28 protein-coding genes are annotated in these 26631 nt (G+C 64.4%); 12 read left to right on the top strand and 16 right to left on the bottom strand.

Annotation, left to right across the window (positions count from 1 at the left end; genetic code table 11):
* Positions 1 to 101 precede the first annotated feature (101 nt).
* Entirely contained in the window at positions 102 to 2420 is a 2319-nt protein-coding gene (locus tag AAEO60_RS00575; protein WP_341671698.1) for an EAL domain-containing protein, read from the bottom strand.
* A 187-nt stretch (positions 2421 to 2607) separates the two neighbouring features.
* On the opposite strand from AAEO60_RS00575, the gene AAEO60_RS00580 reads away from it, so the two are divergent.
* The gene (locus AAEO60_RS00580; RefSeq protein ID WP_341671699.1) at positions 2608 to 3273 is read left to right on the top strand and encodes a glutathione S-transferase family protein; all 666 of its coding nucleotides are present in this window, start codon (positions 2608 to 2610) and stop codon (positions 3271 to 3273) included.
* Positions 3274 to 3285: 12 nt separating this feature from the next.
* Here the strand turns inward: AAEO60_RS00580 and AAEO60_RS00585 are convergent, their stop codons facing one another.
* Positions 3286 to 3738 (bottom strand): cupin domain-containing protein, encoded by a 453-nt coding sequence (locus tag AAEO60_RS00585; protein WP_341671700.1) that lies wholly within the window; start codon positions 3736 to 3738, stop codon positions 3286 to 3288.
* Between the two features lie 29 nt (positions 3739 to 3767).
* Here AAEO60_RS00585 and dapE point away from each other — a divergent pair, with 29 nt between their 5' ends.
* From dapE to AAEO60_RS00600, 3 genes are read left to right on the top strand one after another with little or no spacing between them, the layout of a single operon-like run.
* Positions 3768 to 4904: a succinyl-diaminopimelate desuccinylase gene (gene dapE / locus AAEO60_RS00590; protein WP_341671701.1), complete on the top strand. Its 1137-nt coding sequence runs from the start codon at positions 3768 to 3770 to the stop codon at positions 4902 to 4904.
* 12 nt (positions 4905 to 4916) lie between these two features.
* On the top strand, positions 4917 to 6161 hold the full coding sequence (locus AAEO60_RS00595) for a dicarboxylate/amino acid:cation symporter (RefSeq protein ID WP_341671702.1): 1245 nt from the start codon (positions 4917 to 4919) through the stop codon (positions 6159 to 6161).
* Positions 6162 to 6186: 25 nt separating this feature from the next.
* Entirely contained in the window at positions 6187 to 6681 is a 495-nt protein-coding gene (locus AAEO60_RS00600) for a nuclear transport factor 2 family protein (protein ID WP_341671703.1), read from the top strand.
* On the opposite strand, the gene AAEO60_RS00605 is transcribed toward AAEO60_RS00600, so the two are convergent.
* From AAEO60_RS00605 to dapB, 6 genes are all read right to left on the bottom strand, one after another.
* Complete coding sequence (locus AAEO60_RS00605) at positions 6678 to 7442, bottom strand: DUF2189 domain-containing protein (protein WP_341671704.1); 765 nt, start codon at positions 7440 to 7442, stop codon at positions 6678 to 6680. The two genes, AAEO60_RS00600 and AAEO60_RS00605, sit on opposite strands and share 4 nt — an antisense overlap.
* A gap of 79 nt (positions 7443 to 7521) precedes the next feature.
* Positions 7522 to 7992: an MAPEG family protein gene (locus AAEO60_RS00610; RefSeq protein ID WP_341671705.1), complete on the bottom strand. Its 471-nt coding sequence runs from the start codon at positions 7990 to 7992 to the stop codon at positions 7522 to 7524.
* 31 nt (positions 7993 to 8023) lie between these two features.
* Positions 8024 to 8677, bottom strand: coding sequence for an endonuclease III (gene nth / locus AAEO60_RS00615; RefSeq protein ID WP_341671706.1), 654 nt, complete (start codon positions 8675 to 8677; stop codon positions 8024 to 8026).
* Positions 8678 to 8687: 10 nt separating this feature from the next.
* Positions 8688 to 9548, bottom strand: coding sequence for an ion transporter (locus tag AAEO60_RS00620; RefSeq protein ID WP_341671707.1), 861 nt, complete (start codon positions 9546 to 9548; stop codon positions 8688 to 8690).
* 9 nt (positions 9549 to 9557) lie between these two features.
* A complete protein-coding gene (locus AAEO60_RS00625) occupies positions 9558 to 10736 on the bottom strand; it encodes a M48 family metallopeptidase (RefSeq protein ID WP_341671708.1) in 1179 nt (392 codons plus the stop codon).
* Between the two features lie 24 nt (positions 10737 to 10760).
* On the bottom strand, positions 10761 to 11489 hold the full coding sequence (dapB, locus tag AAEO60_RS00630) for a 4-hydroxy-tetrahydrodipicolinate reductase (protein ID WP_341671709.1): 729 nt from the start codon (positions 11487 to 11489) through the stop codon (positions 10761 to 10763).
* Positions 11490 to 11565: 76 nt separating this feature from the next.
* Here dapB and AAEO60_RS00635 point away from each other — a divergent pair, with 76 nt between their 5' ends.
* Together AAEO60_RS00635 and AAEO60_RS00640 are read left to right on the top strand one after the other, a co-directional pair.
* Positions 11566 to 12264 carry an NAD-dependent deacylase gene (locus AAEO60_RS00635; RefSeq protein ID WP_341671710.1) on the top strand — a complete coding sequence of 233 codons (699 nt, stop codon included), beginning with the start codon at positions 11566 to 11568 and terminating at the stop codon, positions 12262 to 12264.
* 7 nt (positions 12265 to 12271) lie between these two features.
* Entirely contained in the window at positions 12272 to 12775 is a 504-nt protein-coding gene (locus AAEO60_RS00640) for a hypothetical protein (protein WP_341671711.1), read from the top strand.
* Here AAEO60_RS00640 and AAEO60_RS00645 read toward each other — a convergent pair.
* The 6 genes from AAEO60_RS00645 to mutM all read right to left on the bottom strand — a co-directional run bounded on the left by AAEO60_RS00645 (position 12772) and on the right by mutM (position 17754).
* On the bottom strand, positions 12772 to 13233 hold the full coding sequence (locus AAEO60_RS00645; protein WP_341671712.1) for a hypothetical protein: 462 nt from the start codon (positions 13231 to 13233) through the stop codon (positions 12772 to 12774). The two genes, AAEO60_RS00640 and AAEO60_RS00645, sit on opposite strands and share 4 nt — an antisense overlap.
* Before the next feature lie 127 nt (positions 13234 to 13360).
* A complete protein-coding gene (locus tag AAEO60_RS00650; RefSeq protein WP_341671713.1) occupies positions 13361 to 14143 on the bottom strand; it encodes a HesA/MoeB/ThiF family protein in 783 nt (260 codons plus the stop codon).
* Positions 14136 to 14408, bottom strand: a complete 273-nt coding sequence (locus tag AAEO60_RS00655; RefSeq protein WP_341671714.1) for a hypothetical protein — start codon at positions 14406 to 14408, stop codon at positions 14136 to 14138. Before AAEO60_RS00655 ends, AAEO60_RS00650 begins: the two co-directional genes overlap by 8 nt.
* 222 nt (positions 14409 to 14630) lie before the next feature.
* Positions 14631 to 16034 carry a chromosomal replication initiator protein DnaA gene (gene dnaA / locus AAEO60_RS00660; RefSeq protein WP_341671715.1) on the bottom strand — a complete coding sequence of 468 codons (1404 nt, stop codon included), beginning with the start codon at positions 16032 to 16034 and terminating at the stop codon, positions 14631 to 14633.
* 518 nt (positions 16035 to 16552) lie between these two features.
* Positions 16553 to 16813, bottom strand: a complete 261-nt coding sequence (rpsT, locus tag AAEO60_RS00665) for a 30S ribosomal protein S20 (RefSeq protein WP_341671716.1) — start codon at positions 16811 to 16813, stop codon at positions 16553 to 16555.
* 125 nt (positions 16814 to 16938) lie between these two features.
* Positions 16939 to 17754, bottom strand: coding sequence for a bifunctional DNA-formamidopyrimidine glycosylase/DNA-(apurinic or apyrimidinic site) lyase (mutM, locus tag AAEO60_RS00670; RefSeq protein ID WP_341671717.1), 816 nt, complete (start codon positions 17752 to 17754; stop codon positions 16939 to 16941).
* An 89-nt stretch (positions 17755 to 17843) separates the two neighbouring features.
* Here mutM and AAEO60_RS00675 point away from each other — a divergent pair, with 89 nt between their 5' ends.
* The 6 genes from AAEO60_RS00675 to dut all read left to right on the top strand — a co-directional run bounded on the left by AAEO60_RS00675 (position 17844) and on the right by dut (position 24128).
* Positions 17844 to 18362 (top strand): DUF1993 domain-containing protein, encoded by a 519-nt coding sequence (locus AAEO60_RS00675; RefSeq protein ID WP_341671718.1) that lies wholly within the window; start codon positions 17844 to 17846, stop codon positions 18360 to 18362.
* Positions 18363 to 18424: 62 nt separating this feature from the next.
* Entirely contained in the window at positions 18425 to 19156 is a 732-nt protein-coding gene (locus AAEO60_RS00680) for a class I SAM-dependent methyltransferase (RefSeq protein ID WP_341671719.1), read from the top strand.
* A 1-nt stretch (position 19157) separates the two neighbouring features.
* Complete coding sequence (gene ubiB / locus AAEO60_RS00685; RefSeq protein ID WP_341671720.1) at positions 19158 to 20714, top strand: 2-polyprenylphenol 6-hydroxylase; 1557 nt, start codon at positions 19158 to 19160, stop codon at positions 20712 to 20714.
* 61 nt (positions 20715 to 20775) lie between these two features.
* On the top strand, positions 20776 to 21864 hold the full coding sequence (locus tag AAEO60_RS00690; protein ID WP_341671721.1) for a hypothetical protein: 1089 nt from the start codon (positions 20776 to 20778) through the stop codon (positions 21862 to 21864).
* Between the two features lie 51 nt (positions 21865 to 21915).
* A complete protein-coding gene (locus AAEO60_RS00695) occupies positions 21916 to 23664 on the top strand; it encodes a bifunctional phosphopantothenoylcysteine decarboxylase/phosphopantothenate synthase (RefSeq protein ID WP_341671722.1) in 1749 nt (582 codons plus the stop codon).
* A gap of 5 nt (positions 23665 to 23669) precedes the next feature.
* Positions 23670 to 24128 (top strand): dUTP diphosphatase, encoded by a 459-nt coding sequence (gene dut / locus AAEO60_RS00700; protein ID WP_341671723.1) that lies wholly within the window; start codon positions 23670 to 23672, stop codon positions 24126 to 24128.
* A gap of 10 nt (positions 24129 to 24138) precedes the next feature.
* Here dut and AAEO60_RS00705 read toward each other — a convergent pair whose 3' ends face one another.
* The gene (locus AAEO60_RS00705) at positions 24139 to 25629 is read right to left on the bottom strand and encodes a ComEC/Rec2 family competence protein (protein ID WP_341671724.1); all 1491 of its coding nucleotides are present in this window, start codon (positions 25627 to 25629) and stop codon (positions 24139 to 24141) included.
* A gap of 120 nt (positions 25630 to 25749) precedes the next feature.
* Positions 25750 to 26619 (bottom strand): hypothetical protein, encoded by an 870-nt coding sequence (locus tag AAEO60_RS00710; RefSeq protein WP_341671725.1) that lies wholly within the window; start codon positions 26617 to 26619, stop codon positions 25750 to 25752.
* Between the last annotated feature and the right edge of the window lie 12 nt (positions 26620 to 26631).

Consider the following 26631-nt stretch of genomic DNA (forward strand, 5'->3'; position numbering starts at 1 on the left):
CCTTCTTTGCCGCCGAACAGCCAATCCCAAATGCTCCGACCCATGATAAATCTCCTAATTGCTTAGGATTTTTATGGGTTAACCATTTCTGTTTGTAAAGTCTAAACCATGTTCTTTAATGTTTGAATTTCGCTAGAGGCATGAAATTGCAGGATTTTATCGTATGTCACGGGCTTGGAAATTGCGAATCCCTGGGCCACTTGGCAGCCCGAATCACGCAAAAGGGTTAACGTTCCGGCATCTTCAACCCCTTCTGCAACGACGATGATTCGCAGTTCCTTCCCCATCTGCAGGACGGAACGGACGATCCCCAACGCCTTGGGATCGTGAGTCATCGGCGCGATAAAGAGCCGGTCGATCTTGAGCTCGCAGAAGGGCAGGCGGAGCAGGGCCTCGAGACTAGCCGCGCCGACTCCGAAATCGTCCATCGAAATCTTTGCCCCGAGAGCCTTCAGCTCGCCGAGGATCTCCGCCGCGAGGTCAAGGTTGGAGATGCGATAGGTCTCGGTGATCTCCAGCGTCAGGTGGTGCGGCTCGAAGCCGCTGCGGGCAAGCACTTCAGAGACCATCTGCACGATCGAACGCTCATGCAGCAGCGTGGCCGAGATATTCACCGCGATCGGCAGGTTGAGCCCGGCGGCCTTGAAAGCGTTGCCGGCCTCGCAGGCTTCTTCGAGTACAAAGCGGGTTAGCTGGCTCATGCGGCCGGCAGTCTCGCATTGGCGGATGAAGTAGTCCGGCGGGATGTGGCCCTTTACCGGATCGTTCCAGCGCACCAGCGCTTCGGCGCCGACGATCTCGCCGGTCTGGACCATGATCTTGGGCTGGTAGGCGAGGTAGATCTCGCCATTGGCCAGCGCCGCGTCGATGCGTGCTTGCAGCGAGATGTTCCAGATCAGGTCTTCCTGCGAAGCCGTGTCGGCAATGGCGATGGGCTCGAAGGTCTCGGTGGTCTTCTCGGCCACGGCGACGGCGGCAGCCAGACGGCGGGCCACGGCCGGGCTGGGACTGATGTCGATACCGAAGGTAATGCCGACGTCGACCTGCTCGTTACCCACGATCAGCGGGGAGGAGAACAGCGCGCGCAAGCCTTCGAGGTGCTCGCGCAGGAGGGCAGGGTCCTTCTCCGGCATGGTCCAGGCGATCAGGTGGCCCTGGCCAAGATAGATCGTGGCGTCCTGGGTTGCGGCGCGCAGTCGGGCAGTGATCGCCAGCGTGTAGTCGGCGTGCAGTTCGGCGGGCAGGGTGCGACGTACTTCCTCGAAGCGGTGGATCTTGGCAACGATCACTGCCGGGACCAGTTCGGCAACCTCATTGTCGGTTTCCAGCGCGGCAAAGGTTGGCAGGCCGGTTTCGGCATCGACCAGGCGCAGCTTTTGCTTCCACGAGGTGCGCATGCGGTAATAGCCGAAGATCGTCAGCATCACCGCAGCATCGGCTACGCTGACACGCGCGCCCATGTGCGCGCTGGCGATCAGAGCCATGGGAATGGCAGCGATGATCGCGGCATAGGCCGCATAGCGAGGGCCTTGCGGTCGGATGACTGCGGCCAGCAACAGGGCGCCGACGGCCAGGATCAGGGCCAGGAGGCCACCGAAGTAACGCGTGTGCCCGGCCTTGAGTGTTTCCGCCGCGTAGATTGAAACCATGGCGGGCGGTACGGCAATATGGCCGGGAATATTGCGTCCTTGCACAGCCTCACGGGCGCTTGTGCCGATAACTACGGTCTTGCCGTGCAAGGCAGTAAATGACTCCTTGCCTTGGGCGAGGTCCGAGAATCGATAGGTGGGGATGGACTCGAGTTCGAACGCATAGTTGATCGGGAAGTTTTCTGACCCGTCGTGCTCAATTCCGGCAATCTGCGTGGGCAAGTTTGGCAGGTCTTCGCCGCCGTGCTCGACGCGGTAAGGCATTTCCCAGATATAGCCGAAATAGTTCGCCCAGCCGCGGGAAGCGACCTGTGTTACTCCGTCGCCAATCGTCGGCACGTTGTCTGTCAGCTCAAGCTGGCCATTGAGGTTGGTCTCAAGGTCGCGGACCAGGTAAGCTTCGCCCGAAAAATTGCGCAGTGCCGCGTTCAACTCGCTGTCGGTGGCGGGATTGGATGGGCGGTCGAAGACGTAGCCAACGTAGACCGCGGCAGCTCCCGCCTCATCGAGCCGCTCGAGCAAGTGGGCAAGTTGCTGGCGTCCGCGCGGTTGTTCAGGATCGGACAAATCGGCGTCGGAGCCGACAAAGACGATGTCGCCGGAAGCACTTTCCGAGGCGATCCGGGACTGTACCGTCCAGCCCAACTGGTCGATCGGCTGGAAGATGGTAAGTATCAGTAAAACAAGCGCAATTCCCCCTGCCCACGCAACGTGGCGGACGCGTTCGAGCCTGCCGGCCCGATTTCGTGATTTGGAGGCCTGTTCGACCACAATTCACCTTTACGACGCGCGATCATGACGCGGGACAGCCGCCTGTTTGCCATACGATGGTTAACAAAGCGGCAATAAGACGGCGTAACTACCCTTATGCATCCTTTAGAAGACTGCCTGCCTGTTCATGCTCGACAGCTTTGGGCTGAACGGCTAGTGCCCGCCGCGAATAGGGGCAGGAACTTCGATGAAGCTGATTATCGGCAACAAGAACTATTCCAGTTGGTCACTGCGCGGTTGGCTGGCGGCCAAGCAGAGCGGGCTGCATTTCGACGAACTGACGGTCCACATCGACGGCGACGACTGGCAGGCGATGAAGAGCCAGAACGGCGAATTCCAGCCGTCCGCCGGCAAGGTGCCGGTGCTGTGGGACGGCGACGTGGTGGTGTGGGACAGCCTCGCCATCCTCGAATACCTCAGCGACAAGGTGAGCCGCGACCGCTTCTGGCCCAAGCCCGACGATGCCCGCGGCATGGCGCGCGCCATGGTGGCGGAAATGCATTCGTCCTATCTGTCGCTCCGGCGCAATTGCCCGATGAACATCCGCGCCCGCGTGGGCGTGGAGCTGCAGGACCAGACCCAGGCCGATATCGTGCGTATCCTGGGCCTGTGGGCCGAGGCCCGCGCACGTTTCGGCAAGGGCGGCCCCTTCCTGTTCGGCACCTTCAGTGCGGCAGACATCTTCTACGCGCCCATCGTCAGCCGGTTCATCACCTACGGCATCAACGTGCCGGGTTTCGCCACGGCCTACATGCAGGCGCTGTGGGAGCACGACTGGATGCAGGAGTGGGTCGATTCTGCGATGGCCGAAGAATGGACGATCTCGCAGTTCGAGGTCAGCGCCGCCGACTGACGCGGTGCCCGGCTAGAAGGGTGTGCCGTCCTTGCGGGTGAAGCCCGTGGCACGCTCGAACTTCATGTCGATATCCGGATACTCGCCATAGTCGGCGGCGGTGTCACCGGCGCTGAGGGCGACGAAGACACAGTCGCTGTCCGACCGGTTCTGCAGCACGTGTCCGTTGCGCACACCCTTTGGCCAGGCGGCAATGTCGCCGGGATGCAGGATCGTCTCTCCCTCGTCCTCCACCAGCACGGCTTCACCCGACAGCATGACGACCATCTCGTCTTCCTCTGCGTGCCAGTGGCGCTGTGAGGACCATGCACCCGGCTTCAACACCACGTGGCTGGCAGCAAGGTCGGTCAACCCTGCCGGAGCGCCAAGCCGCCTGTACCAGCGCTCCTTCACAGCCTCGTTATGCGGCGGCGGATAGCCGGTGGCATTGGTTTGGGGGATGGATTCCAGTTCGAGCTTGGGCATTTGGCGGCACTCCTGCTAGCTGGCTCAGGATGACCGACGCACTCGACAATGCCAAGCGCCTGATCGCCTGCGAAAGCGTGACACCTGCGCGCGGGCCGGTCTTCGATGCGCTGGAGGCCATGCTCGCTCCGCTGGGGTTTGCCGTGCACCGCTTCACCCGCGGCGACGGCCCGGCAGGCAGCGACGAGGAAGCGGTCGAGAACATGTTCGCGATCCGCCGTGGTCCCGCAGGCAGCAGGCACTTTGCCTTTGCAGGGCATGTCGACGTCGTCCCGCCGGGCGAGGGCTGGGCGAGCGAACCGTTTGGCCCGGAAATCCGTCACGACCTGCTCTACGGGCGCGGCGCGGTGGACATGAAGGGCGCGATTGCCTGCATGGCCGCTGCGGTTGCCGACGTTCCGCCGGAAGCGGGCACCCTCAGCTTCATCATCACCGGTGACGAGGAAGGCCCCGCGCTCCACGGCACCCGCGCCCTGATCGACCACATGCGCGAAGCGGGCGAGATTCCGGACCTGTGTCTTGTCGGCGAGCCGACCAGCGTCAATCGCCTGGGCGACATGATGAAAATCGGGCGGCGCGGATCGGTGAACGTGTGGATCGAGGTTGCGGGAACGCAGGGCCACGTCGCCTATCCGCACCTTGCCGACAATCCGCTGCCCAAGCTGGTGGCGATCCTGGCCGAGCTCGACGCCCTGGTGCTCGACGAAGGCACCGACTGGTTCCAGCCCAGCAACCTCGAGATCACCGAGATCGACGTGCCCAACCGGGCGCACAATGTCATTCCGGGCAAGGCAAAGGCGCGCATTTCGATCCGCTTCAATGACCAGCACTCCGGAGCATCGCTGTCGGAGAAGGTCGCGGCTATCGCCGAGCGGCACGGCGGCACGGCCCTGCCGATCATCAGCGGCGAGCCGTTCCTGACGCCGCCGGGCGAATTCAGCCAGATCATCGCCGATGCAGTGAAGGCCGAACTGGGCGTGGACCCGGAGCCATCGACCACTGGCGGGACGTCCGACGCGCGCTTCCTGAAAGACCTCTGCCCGGTGATCGAGTTCGGGCTGGTCAACGCCACCATGCACAAGACCGACGAGGCCGTGGCGCTTGACGACCTGCAAGCCCTGTCGGCAATCTACCGACGGATCGCACTGGCCGCTTTGGTCACCTGATAGGGGAATTCCATGGGTTTCTGGTTCCGCATTCCGCTGTGGCAGCGCGTTATCGGCGCGCTGATACTGGGTGTCATCCTCGGGCTTGCCTGGGGGCCGGAAGCCGAAAGCATCAAGTGGATCGGCGACTTCTTCATCAAGTCGATCAAGATGCTGGTCGTCCCGCTGATCTTCTTCAGTCTTGTCGCGGGTGTCGCGGCCATCGGCGACCTGCGCAAGCTAGGTGCCGTCGGCGGACGCGCCATCCTGCTGTTCGTCGTGACCGGCCAGATCGCCGTCTGGCTGGGGTTGGCACTGGGCACTGCGGCGGTGAACCTCGGCCTGTTCCCTGACCGCGAGACGCTGGGCACCCCCACGGTCCCCACGCCCGAACCCAATCCCACCACGGCGGTGGACATGATCCTTTCGATCGTGCCCGAAAGCCCGGTGCAGGTGATGGCCGACGTCGCCGTGCTGCCGCTGATCGTGTTCAGCCTGCTGATCGGCGTGGGCATCCTGATGGCGGGCAAGGACGGCGAACCGGTCCAGAAGATCTTCGATTCGGGCGCGATCATCATGCAGAAGGTGACCATGGTGGTGATGGAGCTCACCCCCTTTGGCGTCTTCGCGCTGATGGCCTGGGTGGCAGGCACCCTGGGGGTCGACGCGCTGAAGGCGCTCAGCTGGCTGGTGGTGCTCAACTACGCCGGCTGCCTGCTGATCATCCTCGTGATGTATTCGGCGATGATCAAGTTCATCGCCCGGCTGCCGGTGATCGACTTCTTCCGCGGTATCGTGGACGCCATCGCGGTCAGCTATTCCACCGCAAGTTCGAACGCCACGCTGCCCGTCACCCTGCGCTGCGCCGAGCGGAACCTTGGTGTGTCCAACTCGGTAGCGGCTTTTGTCATCTCGCTTGGCGCAACGGTGAACATGAACGGCACGGCCATGTACCTTGGCCTCGCCACGCTGTTCGGTGCCTCGATCTTCGGCGTCGACCTGACGATGGGACAGTATTTCCTGATTTCGATCCTCGCTACGCTGGGTGCGATCGGCGCGGCGGGCATCCCGGGCGCGGGCCTGATCATGATGGCGCTGGTGTTCGGCGCGGTCGGGGTGCCGCTGGAAACGATCGCCTTCGTCGCCGGTGTCGACCGGATCATGGACATGATGCGCACCACTACCAACGTCAGCGGTGATGCCGCCGTGGCGACTACCGTGGCCAGCCTGACCGGCGATATCGACCGCGAGGAAATGATCAGCGCAGACGACGTCTGACGCCTGCTTTGGGGAGAGAGAATACATGAAGAAAGCCATCATCATGGCGGCGGCATTGGGCTTGGCTGCCTGCCAGCCAGCCGAGACCAATACCGCTGTCGAGGAAACCGAAGCGAGCAACGCCGCGGAAGTGGTGCAGGGCTTCTACGGAGCCATTGCCGAGGGCGACATGGAAACGGTAGCCAGCCTTCTTGCCGAAGATGTCTCGTGGTCCGAAGCCGAAGGCAGCCCGCTCGCAGGCGGCAATCCCTATATCGGTTTCGAAGCCATGGGCGCTGGCGTTTTCGGCCCGATCAACGAAGCCTTTGCCGACTTCGCCGGCACGCCCGAACAGTTCACCACCGAGGGCAACCGCGTCGTGGTCGAGGGCCGCTACACCGGCACCCAGCGCGAAACGGGCGAGGCGCTGGACGCGCCCTTCGTCCATGTCTTCACCGTCGAAGGTGACCAGATCGTGGAGTTCCAGCAGTACACCGACACGTGGCAGTGGCGGCGGCTGACCGGGACGCTGGAAGACTAGCTCACCGCGCGCCGGTAGAGATGCCAGGTCGCGTGGCCCAGTACCGGCAGCACCACCAGCAGTCCCAGGAACAGCGGGATCATCGCGACGGCCAAGGTCGTGGCAATGATTACCGCCCATCCCAGCATCACGCCCGTGTTGCGCTTCACCGCCTGCACGCTGGCGATGATCGCGCTGATGAAGTCGATGTCGCGGTCCACCAGCATGGGCAGGCTGATCACGGTGATGGTGTAGAAGAACCACGCTAGCACCGCGCCCACTGCCGTGCCGACACCCAGCATGGTGAGGCCGGTTGGCGACAGCAGCGCTTCCAGCGATTCTCCGCCCATGCCGCTTTCGGCCATGAAGATAGCGAAGATGGCGTGGGCGATGATCACCCAGAAGCTGAAGGCGACGAAGACGAAGCCGCCCATCATCAGCAATTGCTCGTCCCCGCGCCCCCGCAGCGCGCCAAGCACCGCGCCCCAAGACAGCGGCTCGCCTTGCTCGCGGCGGCGGCTGACTTCGTAGAGGCCCACGGCGGCAAAGGGAGCGATGAGCGGGAAGCCTGCCGTGATCGGGACGAGCCAGCCTGCCTCGCCGCGCCATAACAGCGCATAGGCGACCAGCGAACCAGTCACCGCGTAGATCGCACCGAAGAACATGCCGTAGAGCGGGTGCGCGAGGAAATCGCGCCACCCGGCGGCGAGCGCCGCGCGCAGGTCGGCAGCGGACAGGTCGTCCGCCACGTGCACGGGCGCAGGCTTGGTCGCTGTGTTCATCGCATCTCTCCCCACTGCATCATGCCAGCCTGCACCGTGCAAACCATGCGCGAGATCAAAAAATACCGGCGGGGATCGATCAGAGGGCGGAAATCGCCGCACTGATGACCATGACGGTCATCGCGATGATGATTGCCGAGCCAACTGTCCAGAAGGTCGCCCGGATGTCGTGCACCTGGGCGCTGGCATAGGCGAAGAAATGGAGCACTCGCGACGCCGCGTATCCGAAGAGCAACCACTGAGCGAGTTGCACGGAGGGATCTGTCAGCACGAACAGGAAGCCCGCGACGAGGAAGAACGGGATGTTCTCCAGGTGGTTCTGCATGATCCTCCGGAAGCGCTCCACTGGTTCCAGCGGGGCCGTCTGGCTGGGGTCGGGCGCCGGATTGAGCGGAGTCTTCCTGAGATCCTCCGGCGCGCGGAACCCGCCCTTGTGCCGCATCATCTGGACGACGGTGATCCACGCCGTCGCCACTACCAGCAGGATCATGCTTCCCGCACTGATCGCATAGGTTGCAAATACCGGATTGCCGAAATCGAGGTTGCCCATTCCCTGTTCCCTCCCCGTGCGCGCCCGATAGCTATTTGCGCCCTTTCGGAGCTTCCGTCACCTTCTTCTTGTAACTGCAAAGGTCCACGAGGTTGCAGCGCCAGCATTCCGGCGTGCGCGCCTTGCAGGTGTAGCGGCCGTGCAGGATTAGCCAGTGGTGGGCATGCAGGCGGAAGGGCTGGGGTACGCGCTTTTCCAGCTTGGCCTCCACCTGCTCGGGCGTCTTGCCCTTGGCGAGGCCGGTGCGGTTGCCGACGCGCAGGATGTGAGTATCGACCGCGAAGGTCTCCTGCCTGAACCAGCAGTTGAGCACGACATTGGCGGTCTTGCGCCCCACGCCCGGCAAGCGGACGAGGTCTTCGCGCGTGTCCGGCACTTCGCCGCCGTAATCGTCGATCAGCATTTGCGAGAGTGCGATGACGTTCTTCGCCTTGGAGTTGAACAGGCCGATGGTCTTGATGTGCTCGATCAGCCCGTCGAGACCAAGTTCGAGCATCTGCTCCGGCGTCTTTACCTTGGCGAACAGCGCTCGAGTGGCCTTGTTCACCCCGACATCGGTCGCCTGTGCGGAAAGCGCCACGGCCACCACAAGCTGGTAGGCATTGCCATATTCCAGCTCGGTCTCGGGCTCGGGATTGTCCTCCGCCAGGCGGCGGAAGAATTCGAAAATCTGGTCCTTGGTCATGGTCCGGGCGTCATGGCCCCTGATTGCGCGTGCGTTCAAGCGCGGCGATCTTCGCCTCCACCGCTTCGTCGACCTCGTCGAGCCGTTCGAGGTGGTCGCGCATTTCGCGAATCTGCTGGTCACGGCGGCGCTGCATGGCTTCGGAGAATGCAGCGGCGATGATGCCGGTCGGCATGGCGACAAGGGCGATTCCCGCCAGCGCCTGCAGCGAGGCGAAGAACTTGCCCAGCGCGGTGATCGGAGCTGCATCGCCGTAGCCGACAGTGGTCAGGGTGATGACAGACCACCAGAGCGCGCGCGGGATAGAGCCGAATTCCTCGGGCTGCAATTCGCCTTCGGTCATGTAGAGCGCGGTCGCCCCGAACAGCACCAGCATACCGGCCAGCGCTACGGTGACGATCAGGTCGTCGGCGCGATCGGTGACCGCACCCCACACCTCTTTCAGCGCGCGGTTGAAGCGGCCGAACTTCATCACCGCCAGCACCCGCACTAGCCGGATCGTGCGCAACATGGCTGCATCGGCAGCAATGAGCGGCATCAGCGTGGACACGACCACGGCAAGGTCGATCAGCCCGATGGGCGAGCGGATAAAGCGCCAGCGCTTGGCCCAGGCGGAACTTTCGCCCGGCTCCTCTGCCGCGGCAAACACGCGGGCAAGATATTCCAGCAGGAAGATCACGCCGAAGGCCAGTTCCATCACCAGGAACGCCTCGTGCCAGTTGGCGGCGATGCCCGGCTCGGTCGCCAGGGCGGCGGTCGCCACGGCCAGCAGGATCACCAGGATCAGCAGCTTGTTGGTGAGCGTCAGTCGCCCGTCAGGCAGCGCCCCGACGAACAGCTGGTTGTGCAGGTGTTTGCGAAATGCCCCCATGCCCAGACGTTACTCCGATTCCGTGCCGTCGGGCAAATTGCGCCATTTCCACTCCATCGCCGCGCGAATGCGGTTCTCGACGGTGGGGTGGGTGTAGAACAGCGCCTCCTCCACCGGCCCTGCCAGCGGATAGCGATATTCGGCAGTCTTGATCAGCGCCCCCGCCAGTGCGTCGGGCAACCTGGCGTGTTCCAGCGAATAGGCATCCGCCTCGGTCTCACCCATGCGGGTCATGGCGTTGGTGACGGGGTCTGCCAGCGTGCCCAGCAGCCCGATCACGAACAGGAAGACGGGCAGGCTGCGAATGTCCTCCAGCGGCACGTCGGTGCCGAACTGGCGGGCGAACCACGGGTAGATCCGCGCCGCCAGCCACAGGCCGGCAATAGCCAGCACGGCGAGAACGGCCACAGAACGCCAGATGTGGCCCAGCACATAGTGGCCGATCTCGTGCCCGGTCACGGCCTTCACCTCGTCGAGCGAGGCCTGGTCCATGGCCACGTCCGAAATGGCGATCCGCGCCGAGGAGCCGACGCCCGAAACATTGGCGGTGAAGTTGTTCGACTGGCGCGAGCCATCGAACATGAAGACGCGGTCTTCCGGCACGCCCGCCTCGGCGGCCAGTTCCAGCACGGCATCGCGCACCTCGCCTTCGGGGATCGGCTCGTACTGGTTGAACAATGGCTCGATCAGGGTCGGCGAGAGCAGCAGCAAGAAGGCCATGAAGCCCGCCACCAGCCCGCCACCCCAGGCCCACCAGAAGCGGCCCGCCTTGCGGATCAGCCAGTAGACCGCGAGCAGGAAGACCGACAGCACCACCACGCCCAGCACGAAGGATATGGCCCACTGGCCGAGATAGTCGCCCAGCGGCTGGCTGGTGCGGCCGTATTCGCTTTCGCGCCACCAGTTCTGGTAAAGGGTCAGCGGCAGCGTCAGCAGGGTTTCGACCACGATGAACAGTCCGGCCACCAGCAGTGTGCGCAAGGCCCAGCTGCGTTTCTCCAGCTTGCGGTAGAAGCGGTCGAGCACGCCCGAACGCACAATGATCCAGGTCACCAGTGCAGACACCAGCAGGCCGACAAGGATCAGCCAGTGATTGCCGGTGGTATAGTCGCGCGCCAGCGCCAGCTCGTCCGAACTTAGCCTGTCGAGCCACGCCTGCGTCTCGATATCTACCCGGCCTGCAACCATGTCATCTCCCCCTGGCCGCGCCCGTCAGAGCCCCAGCACGTCCTCCATCGTGTAGCGTCCCGGAGCCTTGCCGATCAGCCATTCAGCCCCGCGAATGGCACCATTGGCAAAGATCATGCGGTTCTCTGCCGAGTGGCTGAGTGTGATCCGCTCCTGCTCGCCGGCGAAGATGACCGAGTGTTCGCCCGCCACGGTGCCGCCGCGCAGGGCGGCAAAGCCGATGGCACCCTCGGCGCGCTGTCCGGTGTGACCGTCACGTCCGCTTTCGCTGTTGGTGTCAAGGTCGATCCCGCGCGCCTGCGCGGCCGCTTCACCCAGCAGCAGGGCGGTGCCCGAAGGCGCGTCGACCTTCATGCGGTGGTGCATCTCCAGCACCTCGATATCCCAGTCCGGGCCAAGCCGCGCCGCCGCCACGCGCACGAGGTGGGCGAGCAGGGTGACACCCAGCGAGGTATTGCCGGTTTGCAGCACCGGAATGGCGCGCGCCGAATTGTCGATCACGGTGTGATGCTCTGCCGAAAGGCCCGTCGTGCCGATCAGGATCGGGATGCCCGCTCCGATGGCGGCGTGGAGGTTGTCCTTCAGCGCGGCCGGTCCGGAAAAGTCCACCAGCGCGTCGCTGGCATCGGCGAGACCGGCGACATCGCCACCCTTGTCGACCCCGCCGGACAGTTCGTGCCCTGCTGCGGGGATCGCTTCTGCAAGCGCCTGTCCCATGCGCCCCGCGCTGCCGATAATTCCGATACGAACCATTGCTACTCCTGGATCTCCTGCCTGCCCTGCCGCTTCGCTGCTTGAGGGCCAGTCCCCTGTGTGCTTCATGCGCGCCATGAGCGACATCCGCAACATAGTGATCCTGACTGGTGCCGGTATTTCCGCCGAAAGCGGCCTGCGAACTTTTCGCGCAGAGGATGGGCTGTGGGAAGACCACCCGGTGGAGGAGGTCGCAACGCCCGAAGGCTTTGCCCGCAATCCGGACCTCGTCCAGCGCTTCTATGACGAGCGGCGCGCGGGCATCCTCGCCGCACATCCCAATGCCGCGCACGAGGCACTGGGGCGGCTGGATGCCGAATGGAGTGGTGAGCTGCTGATCGTCACCCAGAACATCGACGACCTGCACGAACGCGGCGGAGCGAGGCGCGTGCTGCACATGCATGGCGAGGGACTTTCCGTCTGGTGCCAGTCCTGCGATGCGCGCCACCGCTGGACCGGCACACTACGCGATTCTCCGTCGTGCCCCGCCTGCGGCGAGGTGGCCATGCGCCCCGACATCGTGTGGTTCGGCGAGATGCCCTACCGCATGCCGGAAATCTTCGCCGCCATCGCGCGGGCGGACATGTTCGTGTCGATCGGCACGAGCGGCGCGGTCTACCCGGCCGCAGGCTTCGTGCAGGAAGCCAACCTCGCCGGCGCGCGCACGCTGGAACTCAATCTCGAGGAAAGCCTCGGCAGCCGCAATTTCGACGAGACGCGGCTCGGCGAGGCAAGCGAGCTGGTGCCCGCCTGGATCGAAGAGGTTTTAGGCTGACCTGGCCATGACCGACGAACTGGACGAAACAGCAATCGAAGGCGATCCCGGCGTCGCGGAAGTCAGCAACGGCGATCTGCTCACCTCCTTCCTGCTGGCCGGCTATGCCTGTATCCCGCAGGCCAATTCGACGACCTATGACGAGATGATCAGCACGGGCGCGCTCGGTTCGATCGACGACGCGAACTTCAAGCGCGAACTGGCGAACTACTATTCGCGGATGGCCGCAGGAACGCGGTGGAACGCGCTGCTCAGGGACGAGCAGATGGCTTGCAATGCGGCGCTTCGCGGCACGCTGCGCGCGCGCGAATACGTCGGATCCGGAAGTGGCCTTGCCGACCGAACTCCAGTTCGATCGCGCCGCTTTCCTGCGCAACGAGATGTCGGACTAGTCGGCACCACCAGGCTTTGGCCGGCGGCCAGCATCAGGCCAGATGCGCGTGGAAGTGGTGTTCGGGAACAGGATGCGATGAGGCTGCCGACCCGAGGCCGGCAGCCTCGCATGGCCTAGTCGATCATTTCGATTTCGCGGGTCAGATAGACGCCGCCGATCTCGCGGATCTCGTTGTAGACATTCACGACGGTCTCGTTCGAGCTCTGCATGTTTGCTTCACCCCATGCAGCCATGAATTCGTCATAGCGTGCGCGTGAGGGTTGCAGGTTCTCGCCCGGGAATTCGATCACCAGGAGCAGATGGAATGCATCGCCGCCCGGTGCCATGTTGGCGTAGATGCCGTAGTCGGTGATGTGGCCCAGTTCCTTGGCCACCTCGTTGCCAGCTACCCAGGTCTGACGGAGGCCTTCGAGATAGGTGTCCATCTGCCCCGGCTCGACGCGAACGGTGGTCAGCTCGACAACCGAATCGGAATATTCGTAATCCTCGAATTCGCGCAACTGAGCTTGGGCAGGCGAGGCAAATGCGGTCGCAGCCAGCGCCATCGCAGCACTGGCAATCAATAACTTCTTCATGGTGTTTTCCCCTGTTTGGAACGCAAACCGGTGAGTGGCTTGCTTCAGCCAAGGGACGGGCGACCCATCAAAACAAATTTGAGGACGCCCCTTGGAGCGGGAACTGTCCGTCAAACCTGTATTGATGTCAATTTATTCTGGAGCAGGCGCCGCAGGCCGGGTCCTTGGCAATGTTGAGCGGGCGCATGCCAGGTTGCAGCCCGTCCATCAGGTACAGCTTGCCCCACTGCGCGTGGCCCATCTGCGGTTCGACCAGCAGGCGCACGGCTTGCATGGCGGCGAAGGTTCCGACCCAGCCGACCATGGCGCCGAGCACGCCATCTTCGGCGCAGGTATCGCAATCGTCAGTGTCGAAGGCATCGCCCACAAAGCAGCGGTAACAGGCTTCTTCCGGGAGGTGTCCGGCAAAGGCGCCGACCTGGCCCTGGAAGCGGCCGACGGCAGCCGAGAGCAGCGGAAGGCCTGCCGCCACGCAGGCATCGGATACCGCGAGGCGGGTGGCGAAATTGTCCGTGCCGTCGATCACCAATTGCGCATCGCCGATCAGCCGCACGGCGTTGGCGGCGTCGATCCGGGTGTCGGATATGTCGACCTGCAATTCGCGATCGAAATTGGCGACCCAGCGGCGCGCGGAGACGGCCTTGCCGTGGCCCACGTCGCGGGTGGAATAGATCGTCTGACGCTGCAGGTTGCTCACCTCGACATCGCCGTCGTCGACCAGGGTCAGATGCCCGACACCTGCGCCTGCAAGGTATTGCAGCACCGGCGCGCCGATGCCGCCGAGGCCGATGATCGCGACGTGGCTGCGAGCCAGTTTCGCCTGTCCTGCACCGCCCAGTTCGGGCAGCACGATATGCCGCGCGAAACGGTCGAGGCGGTCCGGGGTCAGGGGGTTGTGCGGGTCACTCATGGCGCTCTTCCCTAGAGGGAATTGCGCGCGGGTAAAGCGGCGTAGGCAAATGCCGGGCGAGCGGAACCAGCGGCAGCAGTCGCGAATTGACCAGTGCAGCTGTCCGGTGCGCGAGGATGTCACTCATCCGGCGCTGGCTGGCGAAGGCGAAGAAAGATTCGTGCGAGGCCTGCTCGACCAGCATGGCCAGGTCCCATTGCTCTTCGCCCGGACCGATCACGAAGCGCCCACCTTCGCCCTTGAACAGCGCCCGACCGGTTCGCAATGGTCCGGGCTTCCTTCGCTCACGAGATCCCGGCGCGCGGTTGGCCGCACGTCGCGGGCTTGTCGACAAGCCAGTGGACCGACTGCGGACAAGCCTGTGCATTGTCGGTGCACAGGCTGGGGGTGCAGCCCGTGGACAATTCTGTGGAATGACGGTGGAGTGCCTGTCGAAAACGCCTGGTCCGGCGACGAGGCAAGGCCGCGCCGCCGGTAGCTGTGTTTCCTAGCTTTCGAGCTGGCGGAGCAGGCTGCGCACGTCGCCGTCCATGTCGGCATCGCGTTGGCGCAGGTCCTCGATCAGGCGCACGGCGTGGATAACCGTCGAGTGATCGCGGCCACCGAACTTGCGGCCGATTTCCGGGTAGGAGCGCGGGGTCAGCACCTTGGCGAGGTACATGGCCACCTGGCGCGGACGCACAACGGCGCGGGCGCGGCGCTTCGACGACATCTCGCTGCGGTCGATGCGGTAGAACTGGCAGACCGTGCGCTGGATCTCGTCGATGGTGATACGGCGGCGGTTGGCCGAGAGGATATCGGTCAGCTGCTCTTCGGCGAGCTGGAGCGAAACTTCCTGCCCGGTCAACTGGGCATAGGCGATCAGCTTGTTGAGGCCGCCCACCAGCTCACGCACGTTGCGCGACACGGTGCGGGCGAGGAAATCGATCACGTCGCCCGGCACTTCCAGCGGTGCGAACTTGGTCAGCTTCGATTCGAGGATTGCGCGGCGCAGTTCGATATCGGCGGGCTGGATGTCTGCAACAAGGCCCATCGACAGGCGGCTGAGCAGGCGCGGTTCGACACCGTCGAGCGCCTGCGGCGCACGGTCGGCAGCAAAGACCAGCCGCTTGCCTTCGGCCAGCAGGGCATCGATCGTGTAGAGCAGTTCTTCCTGTGCCGACGCCTTGCCGATGATGAACTGGATGTCGTCCACCAGCAGCAGGTCGAAACCGCGCAGGCGTGACTTGAACTCCATCATCTCGTTGGCTTTGAGCGCCTGGACGAACTCCACCATGAAGCGTTCCGCGCTGCAGTAGAAGATGCGCGCCCGCGGGTGCGTCTGCAGGTAGGCGTGGCCGATGGCATGCATCAGGTGCGTCTTGCCCTGGCCGGTGGCGGCCTTGAGGTAGAGCGGGCTGAACTGCGGCTTTTCCGGCTTGGCCATGCGCTCTGCCGCGTTCTTGGCGAGCACGTTGGTGCTGCCGGTCACGAAAGCGGCAAAGGTCTGCGTCGGGTCGAGGCCGACGCTGGCGGTGAAGCCGTCGTCGCCGATCGATTCCATGGCCAGCGTGGCGTCGTTGGCGGCGCGGTGGCCGAAGCCGTCCTGGCCGCGCAGGTCGAGGTCAGCGATCTTGCGGCGACCCGGATGCACCTTGATGGCGATGTGGCGCACTTCGCTGCTGGCGATCTTCCAGGCGAGCGACAGGCGATCATGATAGCGGTCTTCCACCCAGCCGGCAGCGAATTCGCTGGGCAGGAACAGGTCGAGCGTTCCGGTTTCCGGATCGAGCTTGCCCAGCTGGATCGGCTTGATCCACTGCATGAAGAGCTGGTGGCCGAGGTCCTTTCGCAGACCCTGGCTGATGTCAGCCCAGTCCGCTGCGAGGTCGATCGCCTGCTGCTCTTCCATGTTGCTTTCTATACCCTCGCCCTTTGCCGCGTTTCCACGTCCGCCTTGAGGTCCCATCCGAATCATCTTCCCCAAAATCCCGATCTTCGCCTTGCGACTGGTCAATGACCCCAGAGGAGCCTCGGATTCAGGCAAAAACTGCCCTCCCGGTGCTCGCCCAAGGCGCGCACCGACTTGCCTGTCGAAAACTCGTCTGTTGAAGGTCGTAGCGGCATGTGCCGCGACCTGATTTCCGTTATGAAGGGTTCGCTGCGAACCTCAAGTGGGGCGTGTCAAAAATATTTAATTTTTTGGCGTTGACTCGCCGCTGTCCCGCAGCCTTGCGTTGAAGCTTCTGAAAAGTGAGGAAAAGTTTGTGACAGTCCCGCGAATCGCGGGATTCCCTAGACTTGTTGCAAGTGCACAATCGTCGACACCGCAAAAGCCAACGGGGCCGGTGGAAAACCCACCGACCCCGTTCTATTTCCGTTCCGAAAATTCGCCACCGGCGGAGCCGAATCGGCTCGCCGGAACCCGAATCAGAGAGCAGCGACTCGCTTGGAGAGGCGGCTCATCTTGCGGGCAGCAGTGTTCTTGTGCAGCACACCCTTGGCCACGCCCTTGGCGAGCTCGGGCTGGGCGACCTTCAGCGCAGCTTCGGCAGCAGCCTTGTCGCCTTCGGTGCAGGCCGTTTCGACCTTCTTCACGAAGCCGCGGATGCGGCTCTTGCGGGCACCGTTGATTTCGGCGCGCTTGTTGTTGCGACGGATGCGCTTCTTGGCTTGCAGCGTATTGGCCATGTCTGTCCTCGTTTCGAGCAGCGGCGCCGCCCGTGAAATCCTGTTCTGCTAATAGCGGAATCGGCAGGAGTCCTGCCGGAAAGCGGCGCAACTAGTTCGTGTTGCCGCAAAGGTCAAGGATTCTCCTACCTCTGGCAATTGGGGCAGAACCAGCTGCTGCGCCCGCCCTGGACGATGCGGCGGATCGTACCGTCGTCGCAGGACATGCAAGTCTCGCCCTCGCGGCCGTAGACCAGGAAGCGGGTGGCGAAATAGCCGAGCGCGCCGTCGGGCTGGGCATAGTCGCGCAGGGTGGAGCCGCCATCGCGAATCGATTGCTCCAGCACGTCGCGGATCGCGGGCACCAGCTTCTCCAGTGCGGGACGATAGACCTTGCCGCCGGCCTTGCGCGGATGGATGCCGGCGCTGTGCAGCGCCTCGCACACATATATATTGCCGAGGCCCGCCACCACGTGCTGGTCGAGCAGCAGCAGCTTGATCGCCTGCTTGCGGCCCTTGATGGCGCTGCGCAGGTGTTCGACCGTCAGCGCATCACCCAGTGGTTCCGGCCCCATGGCGGCGAAAGCCGGCCAGAGGTCGAGGGCCCCGGTATCGACCAGGTCGACGTAGCCGAACCGGCGCGGGTCGTTCAGCGCGAAGCGATTGCTGGCGGTTTCCAGAACAAGGTGGTCGTGCTTGTCGGGCTCGCCCGGGTCGATCCGCCAGCGCCCGCTCATGCCGAGGTGGAAGATCATCGACTGGTCGCGATCGGTGTGGAGCAGTCCGTATTTCGCGCGCCGCCCGAGGCTGGTCACCGTGGCTCCAGTCAACGCCTGCCCAAGTCCGTCGGGGAAAGGAAAGCGCATGTCGGGCCGGTTCAGCACCACGCGTTCGATGCGCGCACCGTCAAGGAGGCGCGCCAGGCCGCGGACGGTGGTTTCGACTTCGGGAAGCTCCGGCATGGCCGCCGCGGTAAGGTGCTGCCGCCGCCTTGTCCATCATGCCGCTGCACCCTACTTGCGGCAGGCAACATCCAGAGAGGATACCTGCCATGTCTGCATACCAGTCGACCGTTCCCGTGTTCATCGCCACTCTCACCAACATCAAGGCCTGGCTCGACAAGGCCGCGGCGGAGGGCGACGAGGCGGCGCTGATGGAGGCGCGGCTGGCCCCGGACATGTATCCTCTGCCCAAGCAGGTTCAGCTGGTATCCGACAGTGCCAAGGGCTGCGGCGCGCGGCTGACCGGCATCGAGGCTCCTGCCATGCCCGACACCGAAGCCAGCTTTGCTGAACTGAAGGATCGTTGCGACAAGACCATCGCCTTCCTCGAGAGCCTTGATCCGGCCGCGGTCGATGCCGGGATCACCCGCGAGATCGAGCTGAAGTTTCCCAACGGCGGCGGGATGAAGTTCGATGCACAGACTTACCTGTGCGGTTTCGTACTGCCCAACGTCTATTTCCACGCCAGCATGGCCTATGCCATCCTGCGCGCAAACGGCGTGAATGTCGGCAAGCTGGACTTCCTCGCCCACCTGGCTCCCTACGTCTATGCGCCGCCCGCCGATTGACCGCGCATTGCCTGTGCCTGTTTCGCTGGAACAGCGCGGCACCAGCCGCTAAGGCGCCCGCCATGAGCGAAAAGGTCTCCTTCGGCTACGAAGACGTCGCCCCGGAAGAAAAGACCCAGCGCGTTGGCGCGGTCTTCTCCAATGTCGCGCGCAAGTACGACATCATGAACGATGCCATGTCCGGCGGGATGCACCGCCTGTGGAAGGACCAGTTCGTCCGCCGCGTGAAACCGCAGCCGGGCGAGGCGATTCTCGACATGGCCGGCGGCACGGGCGACATTGCCTTCCGCATGGCCGCCAAGGGCGCCGAAGTGGTGGTGGCCGACATCAACCAGGACATGCTCGATGTCGGTATCGAGCGCGCGATGGAGCGCGGCATCGACGGCCTGTCGTGGTCGTGCCAGAACGCCGAAGAGCTGACCTATCCGGACAAGCAGTTCGATGCCTACACCATCGTCTTCGGCATCCGGAACGTCACCCACATCGACAAGGCCCTGCGCGAGGCGCACCGCGTGCTGAAGTACGGCGGTCGCTTCTACTGCATGGAGTTCAGCACCACCGACTGGCCTGGCTTCAAGGAAGTCTACGACCTCTATTCGCACAGGCTGATGCCCAAGATCGGCAAGATGATCGCCAATGACGAGGAGAGCTACCGCTACCTCGCCGAATCGATCCGCCGCTTCCCCAAGCCGCCTGTGTTCGAGGGCATGATCCGCGACGCGGGCTTTGCGCGGACGCGGGTCGAGAAGATCCTCGGCGGCGCGGTGAACATCCATTCGGGGTGGAAGGTATAGGGTGACCCGTCCTTCGACGCATATCTTCCGGCTCCTGCGATGGGGCCGTATCCTTGCGCGGCATGGCGCTTTGCGCGGGATCGAGCGCGATCCCAACACGCCACCGCCGGTCAAGCGGCTGTGTCGTATTGCCCGCTTCGGGACGATCCAGCCTGCCGAGCCTGACTATGCCGGTGCCTTCCAGGCCATCGGTCCCGCCGCAATCAAGCTGGGCCAGACGCTGGCCACGCGTCCTGACCTTGTCGGCGAGGAAGCCGCGAAGAACCTGCTGAGCCTGCAGGACAGCCTGCCGCCGGTGCCCTACGAGCAGATCGAGGCGGCCATTGCGGCGAGTTTCGAAAAGCCCATCGACGCGCTGTTCAGCGAAATCGACCCGGTGCCGGTCGGTGCAGCCTCCATCGCGCAGGTGCACCGGGGCGTCACCACCGAAGGCAAGACCGTTGCCATCAAGGTGCTGCGTCCGGGCATCCGTGAACGCTTCGAACGCGACATTGCCACCTATGAGTGGGCCGCCGCGCACCTCGAGGCCATGGGCGGCGAGGCCCAGCGCCTGCGTCCGCGCCTGACCATTGCCAACTTCAAGCGCTGGACCAACCGCGAACTGGACCTGCGGCGCGAGGCGGCTTCGGCCAGCGAACTGGCGCAGGGCATGCGCGGCATCGAAGGCTACCGCATCCCGGAGATCGACTGGGGCCGCACCAATGGCCGGGTGATGACGATCGAGTGGATCGACGGCATCAAGATTTCGCGGGTCGACGACCTGATTGCCGCGGGCCATGACCTGCCTGACCTCGCCAAGCGGCTGGTACTCGCTTTCCTCACCCAGGCGATCAGCGCGGGCTTCTTCCATGCCGACATGCACCAGGGGAACCTGTTCGTGCAGAAGGACGGCACGATCGTTGCCATCGACTTCGGCATCATGGGCCGCATCGACCGCCGCGCGCGGCAGTGGCTGGCGGAAATCCTCTACGGCCTGACCACGGGCAACTACAAACGCGTCGCCGAAATCCATTTCGAAGCGCAATATGTGCCGAGTTACCATTCGGTCGACGAGTTCGCGACGGCCCTGCGCGCGGTGGGCGAGCCCATGCGCGGCAAGCCGGTGAGCGAACTGTCGGTGGGGCAGATGCTCGACGGCCTGTTCGCCATTACCCGCGACTTCGACATGCAGACCCAGCCGCACCTGCTGCTGCTGCAGAAAACCATGGTGATGGTCGAAGGCATCGCCACCCAGTTGCACCCGCAGATCAACATGTGGGACGTGTCCGCGCCTTATGTGCGCAGCTGGATCCGCGACGAACTGGGGCCGGAAGCCGCGATTGCCGACCGTTTGCGTACCGATTTCGATACGCTGATGCGCATCCCCGACCTCGTGCGCCGGATCGAGGACCGCTTCCCTGCAAAGGGCGGTGCGCCCGAACCGCCGCCGCTGCCCGAGATCGAGCTGGTGTGGGAACGCCGCCAGCGCACGGGCCGCGGGTGGCTGGGTTATGTCGCGGCTGCTGCCGTGGGCGGCGCTGCCGTCTGGGGCGCGACCCTGGCCGGATGGCTGGGCTGAGGACTGGGGAAATCCCCCGGCACCGGTTGAGGCTTTGTTACGCCCGGTCCAGACACATGTCATGAGCAACCCGCTGACTTGGTGGAACGGCCTCGGACGCCCGCTGGCGCGCTTGCCACGTTGGGCTGCCGCGGGCCTGATCGCCCTGCTGGTGGCGAGCGTGGTATGGAGTTCCTTTGCCGTCGCACCGGTCGAACAGGCGGAGGTCACCCGCGCCGAGGCCAGCGAAAGCGAAGGCGACCGCGCGCTTTACCAGCGCATTTCCGAGCGCGTCGCGGCGGGCGAGAGCTATTACGAAGCCGCAGTGGACGAGCAGCGCACGCGCAATTACCCGACGCGGCCCTTTGTCACCGTGAGATTGCCGACCTTGGCCTGGCTGCACAGCGTGATCGGCGCGAGCGGGGTGCGGATCGTGTCGATGCTGCTGCTGCTCGCGTGCCTGTGGGGCCTCCACCAGCGGTTGGAGGGGCGAAGCGATCCGCTGGAGCGCACTGCTGCCGTCGTGATGCTGGCGCTGGGCGGGGCAGCTGTGGCTGGATCGCAATCGGGCTATGTCCACGAGGTGCTTGCGGGCATGCTGCTGACGCTGGCCTTCGTGCTTTACACGCCGCAGCGCTGGTGGCCGTCGCTGCTGGCTGCTGCCCTGGCGCTCGCCGTGCGCGAACTGGCGGCGCCTTTCGTGCTGCTTTGGCTGGCCTTTGCCATGCTGGAGAGGCGCTGGCGCGAGGTCGCGGCGCTCACCGTGCTGCTGCTGGCATTCGCCGTGGGCATGTACCTGCATTACCTTGGCGTGGAGGCCTATCGGCAGGCGGGCGATGCGCCCTCGCAAGGGTGGGACGGCATGCTGGGGCCGGCCCTGCCGCTGATGGCCATGTCGCGCCTCACCGCCTTGCTGGTGCTGCCAGTGACCTTGGCCGCGCCATTTGCCCTCCTGCCGTTGGTCGGCTGGCTGGGGCTGGGCGGGCGGCTTGGTCTCTTCGCCACCCTGTGGTTTTTCGGCATGTTTTTCGCCTTGGCCCTGTTCGCGCGGCCAGAGAACTTCTACTGGGCGCAATTGGTTCTGCCCGCCTATTTCGCCGGTCTCGCCCTTGCACCGCGCGCGCTGGCGGACCTAGCCTCGGCAATCCGGCGAAGAGAAAGGCAAAGTTAACCATCATTTGCCATCAGGTATGCTTGGACTATTGAGCGTGATGGTTATCCGATGTTGCAGCAGCAGATCGACGTGAAGGAACGGGAGGAAAACTCGACCAATCCCCGCATCCTCCTTGTGGTGGGTGGCGGTATCGCCGCTTACAAGTCGTGCGAGCTTGTCCGCCTTATTGCCAAGGCGGGCGGCAGCAGTTCCTGCGTGCTCACCGAGGGCGGGGCGCAATTCGTCACGCCCATGGCGCTGGCCGCGCTGTCCGGCAACCAGGTCTTCACCTCGCTGTGGGACCTCAAGAACGAGGCCGAGATCGGCCATATCCAGCTGTCGCGCGAGGCTGACCTCGTGGTCGTCTGCCCCGCCACGGCAGACCTGATGGCCAAGATGAGCGCGGGTATCGCGGATGACCTCGCCACCACGCTGATCCTCGCCACCGACAAGCCGGTGCTGGTCGTGCCGGCGATGAACGTGAAGATGTGGCAGCACGAGGCGACCCAGCGCAATATCGACTGGCTGCGCGAATCTGGCGTGCGCGTCATGCAGCCCGACGAAGGCGCCATGGCCTGCGGCGAATTTGGTCCCGGGCGGCTGCCCGAACCGGAAATGGTCTGGCTCGAGATCGCCGACATGCTCGGCCTCGATCCGGGTGCCGTGGGAGCGGAGATCGAGGATTACCTGCGCGGTATCGAAGCCGGTGAAGACGATGAAGGTGCGGACATCGGCGGGGACCACCCCGGCGGCCTGGCCGGCATGCTCGCCAGCATCATCCCGCGTTCCACCCCGCGCAAGGATGAGCTTGAGGACGAGGAACTCTTCGACGGCGAAATCCCCGAAGGCACGGTCGTCGGACCTGATTTGCCGGAGCCCGATTATTCGGGTGTCGAGCACCTGATTCCGACCAAGGGCAAGGCCAAGGCTGCGCCGCCGACCGACCGCGAGGCGATCAACCACGAAGTCAACGCGCGGCAGGAAGCCCCGCAGCCATTCGAGGGCGAAGATGCCGCTGCGCCGGTCAACCCGATCGCGCCCGCAGCACTGGCACCAGGCGATCCGGACGCCGCAGGCGCGGCTCCGCCGGCCGCGGCCCTTCCGCCGCATCCCGACGAATTCGATCCGCTGGCTGGCCAGCCTGCCTTCGAGCAGGACATCGAGCACCGTCCGCTCTACGGCAAGCACGTGCTCGTCACCGCCGGCCCGACACACGAACCTATCGACCCGGTGCGCTACCTGGCCAATCGCTCGAGCGGCAAGCAGGGCTATGCCATTGCGGCGGCCGCCGCTGCCGCCGGTGCCAAGGTCACGCTGGTTTCCGGCCCCGTCCACCTGCGTACCCCGCTCGGCGTGGACCGCATCGACGTGGAAAGCGCGGAGGACATGGCCAAGGCCGTGCGCGAGGCGCTGCCGGTAGACGTGGCCGTCATGGCAGCAGCGGTCGCCGACTGGCGCACCAAGGAATACAACGACATCAAGATCAAGAAGCGCGGTGCCGCCCCGCCTGCGCTGGTCCTGACCGAGAACCCCGATATCCTCGCCAGCGTGGCCGCCAGCGCCAAGCGGCCGGACCTGCTGGTCGGCTTTGCCGCCGAGACCAACGACGTGGTCGACAATGCCCGCAAGAAGCGCAAGTCGAAGGGCGTCGACTGGATTGTCGCCAACGACGTTTCGGGTGACGTGATGGGCGGCAACGACAACCACGTGCACCTCGTGAAAGAGGGCAAGGTCGAGCATTGGGACCCGATGACCAAGCAGGACGTCGCGACCAAGCTGATCGAAGAGATTGCGGAGCGACTGAACAACGATGACTGACCCCAATGACTGACCGGGTGCCCGTGCGCATCAAGCGCTTGCCCCATGGCCACGGGCTGGACTTGCCGGCCTATGCCACTGCCGGGGCTGCAGGCATGGACATCGTCAGCGCCGAAAACATCATCCTGCGACCGGGTTCGCGCCATGCCGTAGCCACGGGTTTCGCCGTGGCGATCCCGTCAGGCTACGAGATCCAGGTGCGCCCGCGTTCGGGCCTGGCGCTGAAGCACGGTGTGACCGTCCCCAACACGCCGGGCACGATCGACAGCGACTATCGCGGCGAGCTCAAGGTCATCATGATCAACCTCTCGGACGACAACTTCCCCATCCAGCGCGGCGACCGGATCGCCCAGCTGGTGCTCTGCCCGGTAACGCAGGGCGCGTGGGAAGAGGTCGACGAACTGGACGCCACCGAACGCGGTGCAGGCGGCTTCGGTTCGACCGGCGGGCACGACAGGCTCTAGCGGCAAACCTTCAGAACCGGCTGGGGAACTTCTTGATCGCCCAGCTGCCGTCCTTCTCGTTCATGGTCGCGCAGACGATGGTCTCGCCGTCCGTACGCACGTTGACGAGGCCGTAGACCTGCCCCGCCACCACCGAGAGGCGCTTCATTTCCTTGTGCTTCTTCTCCGCCGCGAAGGCGCCCGGCTTGGTTTCCTCGAAATGCATGACCGAGTTGGCGAAGTCGTTGCCGGTAAGTTCGAAATCGGTGCCGCCAGATTGCTTCACCTCGATCCTGGTCGGCTCGCCCATCGAGACCGAACGTGCCGTTTCGGTTGAATAGACCAGCGGGGTGAGCACCTGGTCGTCCTTGATCGTGAGGTAGCCGGTAACGCCGCTCGCCCCGACGATGCCCGGACGCGGGTGGTCGTGCCCCTCACCGTCGCCTGACGAGATCACCGTGGCGCTGGGGTTCACGCGCGAGAGGAATTCGAGGCTGACGTCGTCGCTGCCGTGGTGGCAGGCCTTGGCCACGTCGGCCATGAACACGGCCTCGCGCCCCTCGTATCCTGCCAGCAGCAGCTTCTGGCTGCGCCGGTTGAGATCGCCCGTCAGCAGCACCCGCGTGCCCTTGTAGTCCACCCGCAAGGTGATCGAATGGCCATTGGTGTTCTGCGAATTGCCGCCGGTCAGGCGTTCCAGCCCCGGCGTGCCGCCTGCGTCGAATTCCAGCGGGCCGAGTACCTGGAATTCGAGGTCCGGCTCGGCGAAGTGGAGCAGATTGCCGCTCTTGTCGCTCAGGCGCTCGAACACCGTGTCGCTGCCGTCCTGCGCCTCTGCCTGCGTGAGCTTTTCGATGAAGTCGGCCCACATGCCCTGCAAGCGCGGGTTGGCGGCACTGGCCAGCTGCGCAACCGCTGCGGCGCGGTCGCCCAGCAGGTCCGTGAAGAAGCGTTTGCTGCCCACCTTCTTCGTGGCGCCCAGCGTCCGGTCGTCGCTTGGCGTTTTCCACCAGGACAGGCCCGCGTGGAAGAACCGGTCGACCTTCACGTGGTCGCAGTCGAGCTCGCCGTCCTGCTCCACGTCTAGCAGGTCATCGAGCCCGCCGTAGTGGTCGAGGTCGTTGTGCGAGGCCATCATGGCGTCGAGCCGGATCGTGTCCTCGCCGTAGTCGGCGTAGAACTTCCAGTCGACGAAGTCCGCCGCGCTCTTGCCGGTGTTCTGCTTTGAGCGGGGATAGCCGCCGTCGATCAGCATGTGCTTGCGCTCGGGCGTGACGACCAGGATGCCGTCGCCCTGGCCTACGTCGATGAAATAGAGCTCCAGCAGCGGTTCGCCCTGCAAGGCCGCGCTGTCCATCCAGCAGGTTTTCCAGCGGTGCCGCCCGCGCACACGGGAGCGGTCCCCGTCTTCTTCCAGCACGTCCACCCGGTCGCCCCAGAGGAAGTGTTTGACCGTCTTCCCGCCGGTCTTGTTGACCGTTCCCTTGGTCTCGGTCCACCCGACATATTTCCAGTTCGGCATCGAAACACTCCCCCCATCTGCGAGATTTCGACTCGGCAACATACGCTTTTCCAAGCACTTGCGCCACGCGAGGAATCACGTGGCGACATGGCGTTCACACCAGGTCCTGCCGTTTGGGGGCTAGTCGAAGACGAACATCATGTTGCTGGCGCGGAAGGGCGCGGCGACGGCATTGCCTTCGGCGTCAGTCGCCGGAGTGAAGCGGGCGCTGCGGGTGAATTCGCGGCAGATCGCGCGCTGGTCGCTTGATTGCAGGGCTGGCGACTGGACGACGCAATCCTGCGCACGGCCTTCGGGATCGACCGTCATACGCAATTGCAGGAACATGGAATTGCGGTTGAGCAGGACGGCGGCGGGCCAGCGGATAATCTCGACAACGTCCTGCCCGTTGAGCAGGCTTGGCTGGCCTTGCAGGCCGAGATAATCGTCTGCTGAAAAGCCCCAGCCAGGTAGCAGGCCCAGTTCGCAATCAGCCAATTGCCGCAGCGGAGCGGCCATATCGCCCAATTGCAACGTGATCGGGTCCAACTCGCCGGTGCCGATCGTCAGCTGCGTCGCCCGGGAGTCGAAGGGAAGGTCGTAGCGGTCATCCCATTCGGCAGACCATGCGCGCCCGAACCGCATGACCGGCCGGTTGCCATAGGTACGGAAGGTCAGCGAGCCGTTGTCGCCCAGGCGCGAGTTGATCACCATGGTGCGTTCGGTGTCGTCGCTGCCGCCCCATGCCAGCATGGCAACGCGCGCCTTGGCATCGTTGCGCGGCAGGTTCGGACCCACCAGTATGACCTGGTAGCTTCCCGTGGGTCCGTAGGAATAGAAGTACATGGTGACTTCGTGCGACCCGCTGCCAAAGCTGCGCGATATGCGGCAGTATTCGTCCGTCTCGTGGAGGCTCCATTCGGACGCTGGCGCAAGCTGGCGCGCCTGGGCGGCGGCCACGATGGGTGTCAGGGCCAATGCGGCCAGCGCGGTGAACAACAGGCGAACCATGGCGAAGTCTCT

This window comes from Aurantiacibacter gilvus, from assembly GCF_038289935.1.
Taxonomy (GTDB): Bacteria; Pseudomonadota; Alphaproteobacteria; order Sphingomonadales; family Sphingomonadaceae; genus Alteraurantiacibacter; species Alteraurantiacibacter gilvus.

What these genes read in the sequence shown, in the direction of transcription:
- AAEO60_RS00645 (WP_341671712.1), bottom strand. Translation starts at nt 13,233, where the DNA reads ATGAAGAAGTTATTGATTGCCAGTGCTGCGATGGCGCTGGCTGCGACC.
- AAEO60_RS00585 (WP_341671700.1), bottom strand. Translation starts at nt 3,738, where the DNA reads ATGCCCAAGCTCGAACTGGAATCCATCCCCCAAACCAATGCCACCGGC.
- AAEO60_RS00640 (WP_341671711.1), top strand. Translation starts at nt 12,272, where the DNA reads ATGACCGACGAACTGGACGAAACAGCAATCGAAGGCGATCCCGGCGTC.
- dut (WP_341671723.1), top strand. Translation starts at nt 23,670, where the DNA reads ATGACTGACCGGGTGCCCGTGCGCATCAAGCGCTTGCCCCATGGCCAC.
- nth (WP_341671706.1), bottom strand. Translation starts at nt 8,677, where the DNA reads ATGACCAAGGACCAGATTTTCGAATTCTTCCGCCGCCTGGCGGAGGAC.
- AAEO60_RS00620 (WP_341671707.1), bottom strand. Translation starts at nt 9,548, where the DNA reads ATGGGGGCATTTCGCAAACACCTGCACAACCAGCTGTTCGTCGGGGCG.
- AAEO60_RS00690 (WP_341671721.1), top strand. Translation starts at nt 20,776, where the DNA reads ATGAGCAACCCGCTGACTTGGTGGAACGGCCTCGGACGCCCGCTGGCG.
- dnaA (WP_341671715.1), bottom strand. Translation starts at nt 16,034, where the DNA reads ATGGAAGAGCAGCAGGCGATCGACCTCGCAGCGGACTGGGCTGACATC.
- AAEO60_RS00595 (WP_341671702.1), top strand. Translation starts at nt 4,917, where the DNA reads ATGGGTTTCTGGTTCCGCATTCCGCTGTGGCAGCGCGTTATCGGCGCG.
- AAEO60_RS00695 (WP_341671722.1), top strand. Translation starts at nt 21,916, where the DNA reads ATGTTGCAGCAGCAGATCGACGTGAAGGAACGGGAGGAAAACTCGACC.
- AAEO60_RS00650 (WP_341671713.1), bottom strand. Translation starts at nt 14,143, where the DNA reads ATGAGTGACCCGCACAACCCCCTGACCCCGGACCGCCTCGACCGTTTC.
- AAEO60_RS00605 (WP_341671704.1), bottom strand. Translation starts at nt 7,442, where the DNA reads ATGAACACAGCGACCAAGCCTGCGCCCGTGCACGTGGCGGACGACCTG.
- AAEO60_RS00635 (WP_341671710.1), top strand. Translation starts at nt 11,566, where the DNA reads ATGAGCGACATCCGCAACATAGTGATCCTGACTGGTGCCGGTATTTCC.
- AAEO60_RS00675 (WP_341671718.1), top strand. Translation starts at nt 17,844, where the DNA reads ATGTCTGCATACCAGTCGACCGTTCCCGTGTTCATCGCCACTCTCACC.
- AAEO60_RS00680 (WP_341671719.1), top strand. Translation starts at nt 18,425, where the DNA reads ATGAGCGAAAAGGTCTCCTTCGGCTACGAAGACGTCGCCCCGGAAGAA.
- AAEO60_RS00600 (WP_341671703.1), top strand. Translation starts at nt 6,187, where the DNA reads ATGAAGAAAGCCATCATCATGGCGGCGGCATTGGGCTTGGCTGCCTGC.
- mutM (WP_341671717.1), bottom strand. Translation starts at nt 17,754, where the DNA reads ATGCCGGAGCTTCCCGAAGTCGAAACCACCGTCCGCGGCCTGGCGCGC.
- AAEO60_RS00710 (WP_341671725.1), bottom strand. Translation starts at nt 26,619, where the DNA reads ATGGTTCGCCTGTTGTTCACCGCGCTGGCCGCATTGGCCCTGACACCC.
- AAEO60_RS00610 (WP_341671705.1), bottom strand. Translation starts at nt 7,992, where the DNA reads ATGGGCAACCTCGATTTCGGCAATCCGGTATTTGCAACCTATGCGATC.
- AAEO60_RS00705 (WP_341671724.1), bottom strand. Translation starts at nt 25,629, where the DNA reads ATGCCGAACTGGAAATATGTCGGGTGGACCGAGACCAAGGGAACGGTC.
- rpsT (WP_341671716.1), bottom strand. Translation starts at nt 16,813, where the DNA reads ATGGCCAATACGCTGCAAGCCAAGAAGCGCATCCGTCGCAACAACAAG.
- dapB (WP_341671709.1), bottom strand. Translation starts at nt 11,489, where the DNA reads ATGGTTCGTATCGGAATTATCGGCAGCGCGGGGCGCATGGGACAGGCG.
- dapE (WP_341671701.1), top strand. Translation starts at nt 3,768, where the DNA reads ATGACCGACGCACTCGACAATGCCAAGCGCCTGATCGCCTGCGAAAGC.
- AAEO60_RS00625 (WP_341671708.1), bottom strand. Translation starts at nt 10,736, where the DNA reads ATGGTTGCAGGCCGGGTAGATATCGAGACGCAGGCGTGGCTCGACAGG.
- AAEO60_RS00580 (WP_341671699.1), top strand. Translation starts at nt 2,608, where the DNA reads ATGAAGCTGATTATCGGCAACAAGAACTATTCCAGTTGGTCACTGCGC.